Origin of the sequence: uncultured Methanobrevibacter sp., from assembly GCF_937906425.1 — an archaeon.
Classification (GTDB): domain Archaea; phylum Methanobacteriota; class Methanobacteria; order Methanobacteriales; family Methanobacteriaceae; genus Methanobrevibacter.
Window position 1 is genome coordinate 1 of record NZ_CALCYR010000209.1, and the last position, 9425, is coordinate 9425.

A 9425-nucleotide genomic window follows, 5' to 3' on the forward strand; every position below is an offset into this window, starting at 1 on the left:
ACTAAAAAAGAATAGAATTAAAAAAAAAATTTAAACTAAAAAAGAATAGAATTAAAAAAAGATAAAAGAAGTAATTTACCTAATTACTTCTACAATTATGCCTAATTTTTCAGACTGTAAAATGTCAACCTTCTTACCGCTTGCACCTACAATTTCCTTTTTCATATTCAAGTGCTCTTCAGTAATTACACCATCTGCAATAGCTATTTCACCATTCTCTTCAAGTTGTTTAGCTATTTCATCAGGATCGGTTGATTTTATAAATCCAATAACCTTGCCGGCTTCCTTCTTGAATTGAGGACCTATCTTACTCATGTCAGGCTCAATTTCAATAACCTTTTCATGAACTTCAGGCTTGCCTGATGTTATTTCAAAGTCTTCAATCTTCAAGGTGCCCTTAATGTCATCTGCAAAGTATTCAAAGACATCCTTAAGGTTTTCTGTTTTTTCATTGACATAAACGTTTACATTAGCTACAGGAACATTCAATGGGATTTTGGAAGCTGATTTGAATCTTCTAACCTCACCAATTAATTCAATAGCCAAGTCACCATCATTTTCAATTTCAACAGAATCTAGATTTTCATCAATTTCAGGCCATAATGCATTGTGAATACTTCCTTCATTGCCAAAGTATTGGTAAACCTCTTCTGTAAAGAAAGGAGCAATTGGAGCAAGCAGTTTTAATGAATCTTCAATTACAGTTCTGAGAGTGTATTTAGCTGCAATTCTTGATTCCTCACTGATTTCATCATTGTATAACCTGTATTTTACTGCCTCAATATATTCATCACAGAAATCATGCCAAATGAACTGTTCAATTGTATTGATTACAGTGGCATAGTTATAGTCAGCAAATGCCGCATCAACGATTTTATTGACCTTATTCAATTTTGCAAAAATCCATGTATCCATTGGCTTGAGATTTTCCTTGATTGACTCGATGTCACCTTTTAAAGCCTTTTCGGATTCCTCATCGAAGATGTGCATACTGATGAATCTGAATGCATTCCAGAATTTCCTAATGAACTTGTAACCGTGCTTGATGTTTTTCCAATCAAATGCAACATCTGAACCAGGGACACTGTTTGCAGCCCATAATCTTAATGGATCTGCACCATACTCTTCAATAACCTCTTCAGGACCGGTTACATTTCCACGGGATTTACTCATCTTGTAACCGTCTTCTCCAAATACCATACCATTGATTACAATGTCATCAAATGGCTTATCTCCTGTAAGGGCCAAACATCTAAGGGTTGTATAGAATGCCCAAGTCCTGATGATATCGTGTCCTTGAGGACGGATATTTGATGGGAAAATATTCTCCCAGCCAGGATTTGGCCAATCAGCTACAGAAAGTGGGGAAATTGAACTGTCCATCCAAGTGTCCAATACATCCTCTTCAGCAATGAATTCACTGCATCCGCATTCACATGCTTCAGTTGGTTGGTCAATTGTTGGATCGATTGGCAATTGCTCTTCTGTAGGCAAAATAACCTTTCCACAGTCTTTACAGTACCATACAGGAATAGGAGTTGCAAACAATCTTTGTCTAGAAATGCACCAATCCCATTCCATAGAATCTGCCCAATTCAACAAACGGCTTTTCATATGTTCCGGAACCCAACGCATTTCTTCAGTAGCTTCCTTGATTTCATCAATCATCTTTGTTACGGCAACGAACCATTGTTTCTTAACAAGAATCTCGATAGGAGTCTTACATCTCCAACATTGACCTACATTCTGGTCAACTTCCTCCTGCTTCTTAAGGTATCCTTCAGCTTCAAGATCCACAATGGTTTGAGCCTTCGCATCCTTAAGTTCCATGCCTTCGTATCTGCCGGCAGCTTCAGTCAGGATACCTTGTTCAGTAATTGCTTCAATAACATCCAAATCATATTTGTTTACCCAAGCAACGTCAGTCTTATCCCCAAAAGTACAAATCATTACTGCACCGGTACCATATTCCATATCTACCTCTTCATCTGCAATGATTTTAACCTTTTGACCGGACAATGGCACTTCCACATATTTTCCAAGAAGACTATTGTATCTCTCGTCATCAGGGTGAACAACCACAGCAACACATGCAGACATAAGTTCAGGACGGGTTGTTGCAATCAATACCCCATCAACACTTGGGTCTGCCTTTTGGCTAAACTCAGCATATCTTACATAGGAATTTCCTTCAATATTTGCAAGAACATCCTCTGGAACATCTGCCGGAGGGAAATTCACATAGTTTAAAAATGTGGTGTTGTCACTGTATTCAACCTCTGCAAATGCAATGGCTGTTTCACATCTAGGACACCAGTTTACAGGGTGAATGCCTTGATAAACCAATCCCTGATCATACATTTTTAAAAAGGACAATTGAGTTCTTTTCCTGTATTCAGGAGTCATGGTAATGTATTCCCTACTCCAGTCCTGTGAAAAACCTACAGATCTCATTTGAACCCTCATGGCTTCAATATTTGAAGAGGTCAATTCTGTACACATATCCCTGAATTCTGATCTTGTAACATCATTCTTCTTAATGTTATGTGTCTCTTCAACCTTTACCTCTGTTGGAAGGCCATGACAGTCCCATCCTTGAGGGAACAATACATCCATACCCTTTTCACGACGGTATCTTGCATTAAAATCAATATAAGCCCAGTTTAAGATGTGGCCCATATGAAGCAATCCTGTTGGATAAGGAGGGGGTGTGTCTATGACATATCTAGGTCTTGTTCCATCTCCAATAAATTTATAAACTTCATCATCTTCCCATTTTTTCTGCCATTTCTCTTCTTTCTTATGGTCATAATCTTTAGGAATTTCTTTATTTGTCAAAATATTATCTCCAATCAATTAAATAATAGTAAAAATAATGAAAAAATGTATAATTGAATTTATTTTTAAAAAATAAATCAAATATCAAACATTCTAAGTTAATATATATTAAAAGTCTTTATTAAATATTTTTATATTTTAAATATTTTTCAAATTTGATAAATAAAAGCAATGAATATTTTAATTGAATAATCATTTAAAATAAAAAAAATTTAAATAAAAATTAAAAAAACTAAAAATCCTTTAAAATAAAAAAAATTTAAATAAAAATTAAAAAAACTAAAAATCCCTTAAACTAAGAAGATTTAAATAAATATTTAAAAATTAAAAATCCTTTTAACTAAGAATATTTAAATAAAACAAATGCCAATTAAATATAAAATCAATAAAATTATAATCAAAAACAATAATTTTATAATAAATAATATACATAAAAAAACATAGTATGTTATCTAATTAATAAATAATAATCATTTAAAAAAAATAAGTTTTTTATTTAATTTATTAAATTAATTTATGATTACTTAACATAATTTTTAAAAATCAACTTAAACGAGGTGGAAAAATGAATTTATTATGGTTTTATGTAGCTATTGTACTTGCAATAAGTGATGAAGTTCACAGCAGAATAGTTTGGGGCTATGTTAGAGACTTCTACATAATATTTGGAGGCCTTTTAAGTAGCACATTAGATTCAGTTATGGAAACTTGGGTTGTTCATGAAGCTTTAGAAGCGTTTTTCCATTTTATAATAGTGTCAATAGTATTTTTCTCAATAAAAATAGGATTTTTAGCAGCTTTAATACATTTCATACTTGACGTAAGTCATTCAATAGTTATTAGACATATTCCTTGGTTGCCACATAGATCATTACACTTTGTAATCGAAAGCTTATTCTTTATAGCAATCTTCGGACTTTAAGCCTGCATGATTAAAATACTTTAAAGTTTAATATTAAAATTTACATTAAAAATAAGATTAGATTCCCAAATAAGGAATTTAAATTAGAATTACCAATTAATTTAAAAACTTAAATTAAAAAATTTTAATTAAAAAATTTTAATTAAAAAAATATAAATTATAAAATTAGGAGATAAAATGCCAGTAATAACATTCAAATATCAGGATTTAAAGGATTTAGGTATTGATATGGAAAAAGATGAACTCATTAATACCTTACCTATGATGGCAAGTGATATTGAAGATTATGATGATGAAGAGATAAAGGTGGAATTTTTCCCAAACCGTCCAGACAATCTCTCTGTTGAAGGGGTTGCAAGATCATTTAAAGGATTTTTAGGACTTGAAACAGGATTTCCAAAATATGATATAGAACCTTCAGGTGAAAAAGTTATTGTAAGCCCTGAAGTTGCAGAAATACGTCCTTACATCAAGTTTGCAAAAATCGAAGGAGTTGACTTCTCAGGAGACAAGATCAAATACATCATGGACTTTCAGGAAAACCTGCATTGGGTAATCGGAAGGGACAGGAAAAAGGTCGCTATAGGTATTCACAATGCAGATGTTGTTGAAGGGCCATACAAATACATAGCTACAGGAAAAGATGAAAATCCTTTTGTAGCTCTTGAAATGGAAGAGGAAATGACTCCTGACGAGATTTTGAAAAGTCATAAGACTGGAGAAAAGTATGCTCATTTGATTGACCAATTCGACCATTATCCTCTTATTCTTGACAAGGACGACCAGGTCTTATCAATGCCTCCAATCATTAACGGAGAATTGACAAAACTTTCAGAGGATACAAAAAACATTATTGTTGATGTAACCGGAACTGACGACAGGGCAGTCGGATTTGCATTAAACATTATCTGCGCATCCTTTGGTGAAGTTGGAGGAAAAATAAAAACCATGGAAATTGAATATGCTGATGAAACCATAATCACTCCAGACCTAAGTCCAAAAACAAGAACTGTCCATGTTGATTTGACCAATGACTTAATTGGCGGAACTGAGCTAAATGCAGAAGACATTAAGTTATTGCTTGAAAAGGCAAGATTTGATGCAAATATAATAAACGATAATGAATTGGAAGTAATCATTCCTGCATTCAGAATGGATATTCTCCATGAGGTTGACATTGTTGAAAACATTGCAATACAATACCATATCAATGCTGTGGAAGCAAAATTGCCAAATCTTACAACAGTGGCTACCGAACATAGCTGGTTTAAATCCGAAAAGACCATCCGTGAAGTTATGATTGGTTTAGGATTCCAGGAAATTATGAGTTTAATGCTTACAAGTGAAACAAATCACTTTGAAAAGATGAATCAGGAAGAGATTGACCACGTTCAAGTGTCAAAGCCAATTACAATTAGCGGAACCATGATCAGAACCAGTTTGCTTAACAGTCTTATGGAATTTTTAGAAGACAACAAGCATGAGGATCTTCCACAAAAGATTTTTGAAATTGGTGATGTTTTATACATGGACGACAGCACATTCAACAAAACAAGAGCTGCCAAGAAATTGGCTGGAATGATTTGTCATTCAAGTGCAAACTTCACTGAAATAAAATCAACTGTAGCAAGCGTATTATCCAATTTAGGATACTCAATGGAAATTTCAGACTCAGACAATCCTAGTTTCATTCCAGGAAGAGTGGCTAATGTTGATGGAAAAAGTAAAAATGGCATGATAACTGGATTCTTTGGAGAAATAGCTCCAGAAGTTATTAGAAACTTTGAACTGGAATATCCGGTTATTGCATTTGAGATTGAATTTTTACAATAATAAAATTCAATCATTTTATATTTTTTAAATTATAATTTTTTTCTTATTTGAAATCCTAAAAAAAGGTTAATTCTTGAACCGAAGAAAAAAACTTAATAAATTTAAATCCTAAAAAAAGATTAATTCTTATTGAACCGAAGAAAAAAACTTAATAAATTTAAATCCTAAAAAAAGGTTAATTCTTATTAAAACGAACAAAAAAAGTTCCTAAAAATTTAAAACTTAAAAAAAATTTTATAAAAAACCACCATATTAATATTTAATTAATAAATAAAGATTAAATGAAATAAATTTAAACCAAACATAAGCTAAAAATTAAAATTACTAAATTATAAAAATTATTGCAATAGTTAATTTTTAAATTTGAGAATGTAGCAGTAAAATACTAAAATGAAGAAAAATACCAACATATATCATTCACTAAAAATTAATTCAACCATATTTATTAATTTTAATTGTATACATCATCAATCCGAGCACTTAATCAATATTTAAGCAATATTGACACTTCTCTCGCCCATTTTGATGCACCCATACCACGAATTTAATAAATAAACCATACGTTGAACCAAAATTTAAACTTTCTAGAACATTTATTTTTTAGTTCTATTCATTACCAATAGTTAAAATGTAGAACAATACATTTAACTTGTCACCTTCAATTATCAAGCACAAACCGATTAGACCATACACATCAGAGATCAAATTCATCAGAGTTTAAAGTTTAATCCATTATCATTGATATTTGAAGTAGCATTCCAAATTTTATTTTAAAAAAAATGTGATACCATGAAAAGAACATTAAAATCCACTAAAAACACCGTATCTAGCCGTAGAACTTCATTAAACTTAAAAAACCAAAACATCATGACTGAAAAAATTAATTACTTAAAATCTCAAGAAAGAGAAGAAATTTCCGAATGCCCACAGTGTGGTTCAAGTGATTTCTTCACAGATGACGCCAAACATGAAATTATCTGTTCCCACTGCGGATTAGTTGTTGAAGAAAACATTATAGACTTTACTCCATCTGGAACCGCTATAAATAATGATGGAAAAGGACTTACACAACATTCAATGGCAGACAATGGCAGAGCTGATGGAGGATTAGGATCCAGTTTAAGATTAAATGATGTTAACCACGACCAAAGAAGAATGTGGAATCGTTTAAGAAGAATGAATAACCAATCCAAAATCAAAAACAACAAGGACAGAAACTTACTCAGAGCAACTCCAACATTGCTGATGTTAATTTCCAGATTATCTCTTCCTAAATCCATTAAGGAAAGAACTATCTACATTTACAAAGAAGCTCTTGACAAGGAACTTGTTAGAGGAAGAACCATTGATGGAATCATGGCTGTTAGCCTATTTGTTGCATGCAGAGAACAAAATGTTCCAAGAAGTTTAAAAGAAATTGAAGAAGCGTCAGGCATTTCTAAAAGAACTCTTCATCACAATTTAAACTTAATTAAGAGAGAATTAAAGATTAAGGTACCTCCTGCAAGAGCTATGGATTACGTTCCAAGATTCACAAGCAACTTAGGATTATCCAATGCTATTGAATCCAAAGCTATTGAAATTCTTGAAGTGGCTCAACAAGAAAAAATCCTTGGAGGAAAAGATCCTAAAAGTTTCGCAGCAGCTGCTATCTACAGTTCAACAATCCTACTCGACGAACGTGTAACCCAAGGGGAAATTGCAGAAGCGACTAAAGTCACTGCTGTTACCATCAGAAACAGATGCAAAGACATGGATGTCATCATCAAAAACATATAAAATTATTTTTTTCTTTTTTATTTAAATTTAAAATTATTTTTCTTTCTTATTTTAATTTAAATTATTTTTTTATCTTATTTTTATTTAAAACTATTTTTTATCTTATTTTCAATTTTTAAACTATTTTATTAAATTTCAATTTTTTACCATTTCAATTCATTAAGAATAAACCTCTTTTTAAACAAAAATTTATTTTCTTAACAGCCCCAAAACCCTTTTTTCAGAATTTAAAATTTATTTCCCTTAGAATCCAACAAACCCATTTTATGAATTTTAGAAAAAATTAAATAAAAACATTTTAAAAATTATATTTAAGTGATTTTATGACAATAATTAAAAAATCAATTAAAATTAATTCTAATTCTTCTTTTGAAATAATAGACATTACAGACCAAGTTAAGGAAATTTTAAACAATATAACTCAAGAATATGATGATAAAATACCAAATAAGACCGGAATTGTTTCCATATTTACCAAACATTCCACTAGCGCAATTAGAGTAAATGAAAATGAATCAGGTCTTTTAACAGATTTTGAAAATATCTTGAATGAATTGGTTTTAGACAAAAATAACTACAGACATGATGCCATAGACAACAATGCATCATCCCATCTAAAATCATTTTTACTGGGCTCTTCTGAAAGCATTCCAATAAGTGAAGGAAAATTAGATTTAGGAACCTGGCAATCAATATTCTTTATAGAATTGGATGGTCCTAGAATGAATAGAACAGTCGATTTGAACTTTATTTTAGAATAAATCTGATTAAAAATTGATTAAATATAAAAATATTAATTATTAAATAATAATTTTTAAAAAATAGAATAAACAGAGCAAAAAATTAATAAAAATCTTAATAATAATCTAAAAAAAGAAAAACCGGTATATTGGTCTTTCAATATAATGTAAAATTAAATTTCTAACTAGAACTAACTCCAATTATATATGGATTACTTGCTGTACCTGGATTAGTTTCTGATGCAGTTGTTACACTAGCCGTGGATACAAGAGAAACTGAGGGACGGACCCCGAGAGCATTGTTCACGTAGTTGCTGCCACTCAAGTAGCCATTGACGTACACGCTCCAGCCGCTAGCGTGGGCACCAAAGAAGACGTCAGGAGACAAGGACCACCAGTAATTACCAGATGCATTTTTTCTTAGGTAATATAATGTATTAGAAGTTCCATATGCTGCCCCAGCAAATGCTATTTCATCCGCAGTTAGTAATCCGATCTTTTTATCTAAGGCTCCATTCCCATTTGTTGTATCTGATACCGTAAACTTTGATAGTTTTCCATCACTTCCTGCTTCTGGACACACTAACGTTACTTTGCTTGTTGTTGCTTTTGTCCATGATGTTGCTTTATCATCTAAGAGTCTTGTTGTTGCACCATAGTATGTTACTTCAGTGTTATATCCTAAATTGGTTGGAGTATAACTTGATCCTAATGGATTAAAATCACTATCGGTATTTAAACTTTTATCATTACACCAGATAACATCAGCTAATAAATCGGTATAATCTGTTTCAGCATCTTCTCCTAAATAATCATCATACCATGTTTCTAAATTTGTTAATATGGTACTTTTATTTGTATTGGCATGTTCTGCTTCATATGTACTACTTCCTGGCGTTCCATACATGAAACCAACATAGGCATTTTTATCACGTGAAGAATTAAATACACTTGTATATGTAGATTCGCTATACCTCGCAAATGCATTACTTGTTCCATCTTCACTTGTTGCGCAGGGATTATCTACTTCATTGGGATTATAATTATATAATACTAATTTAGTATTACCTAATCCATCTACTCTTACTATTCTCCAGCACATTCCAGCAAAGGCAACGTAATTATTTTCGACTGCTCCTCGGTAATAATAGCTAGTTCCATAATCATCTTCAGTTAATGCTAAGATTGCCTCTGTTTCAGTAGTTACCTTAACTGAACCAGTTATATATAAAATCATAGATGCTGACTCAGACGTTGTATTAATAATATATGCATTGCTTCCATTTATTATTGCATATTTACCAGCTAAAATT

6 protein-coding genes are annotated in these 9425 nt (G+C 31.6%); 4 read left to right on the forward strand and 2 right to left on the reverse strand.

Going from position 1 to position 9425, the window contains the following annotated elements:
* Positions 1-75: 75 nt before the first annotated feature.
* Positions 76-2838: a valine--tRNA ligase gene (locus Q0138_RS06070; RefSeq protein ID WP_297982082.1), complete on the reverse strand. Its 2763-nt coding sequence runs from the start codon at positions 2836-2838 to the stop codon at positions 76-78.
* Between the two features lie 565 nt (positions 2839-3403).
* Here Q0138_RS06070 and Q0138_RS06075 point away from each other — a divergent pair.
* The 4 genes from Q0138_RS06075 to Q0138_RS06090 all read left to right on the forward strand — a co-directional run bounded on the left by Q0138_RS06075 (position 3404) and on the right by Q0138_RS06090 (position 8133).
* A complete protein-coding gene (locus tag Q0138_RS06075) occupies positions 3404-3760 on the forward strand; it encodes a hypothetical protein (protein ID WP_297982084.1) in 357 nt (118 codons plus the stop codon).
* Positions 3761-3937: 177 nt separating this feature from the next.
* Positions 3938-5593, forward strand: a complete 1656-nt coding sequence (pheT, locus tag Q0138_RS06080; protein ID WP_297982086.1) for a phenylalanine--tRNA ligase subunit beta — start codon at positions 3938-3940, stop codon at positions 5591-5593.
* 789 nt (positions 5594-6382) lie between these two features.
* Positions 6383-7372, forward strand: a complete 990-nt coding sequence (locus Q0138_RS06085; protein ID WP_297982088.1) for a TFIIB-type zinc ribbon-containing protein — start codon at positions 6383-6385, stop codon at positions 7370-7372.
* Positions 7373-7695: 323 nt separating this feature from the next.
* A complete protein-coding gene (locus Q0138_RS06090) occupies positions 7696-8133 on the forward strand; it encodes a secondary thiamine-phosphate synthase enzyme YjbQ (RefSeq protein WP_297982090.1) in 438 nt (145 codons plus the stop codon).
* Positions 8134-8293: 160 nt separating this feature from the next.
* On the opposite strand, the gene Q0138_RS06095 is transcribed toward Q0138_RS06090, so the two are convergent.
* Positions 8294-9425 (reverse strand): DUF6273 domain-containing protein (locus Q0138_RS06095; RefSeq protein WP_297982092.1); only part of this gene is annotated, 1132 nt, incomplete at its 5' end.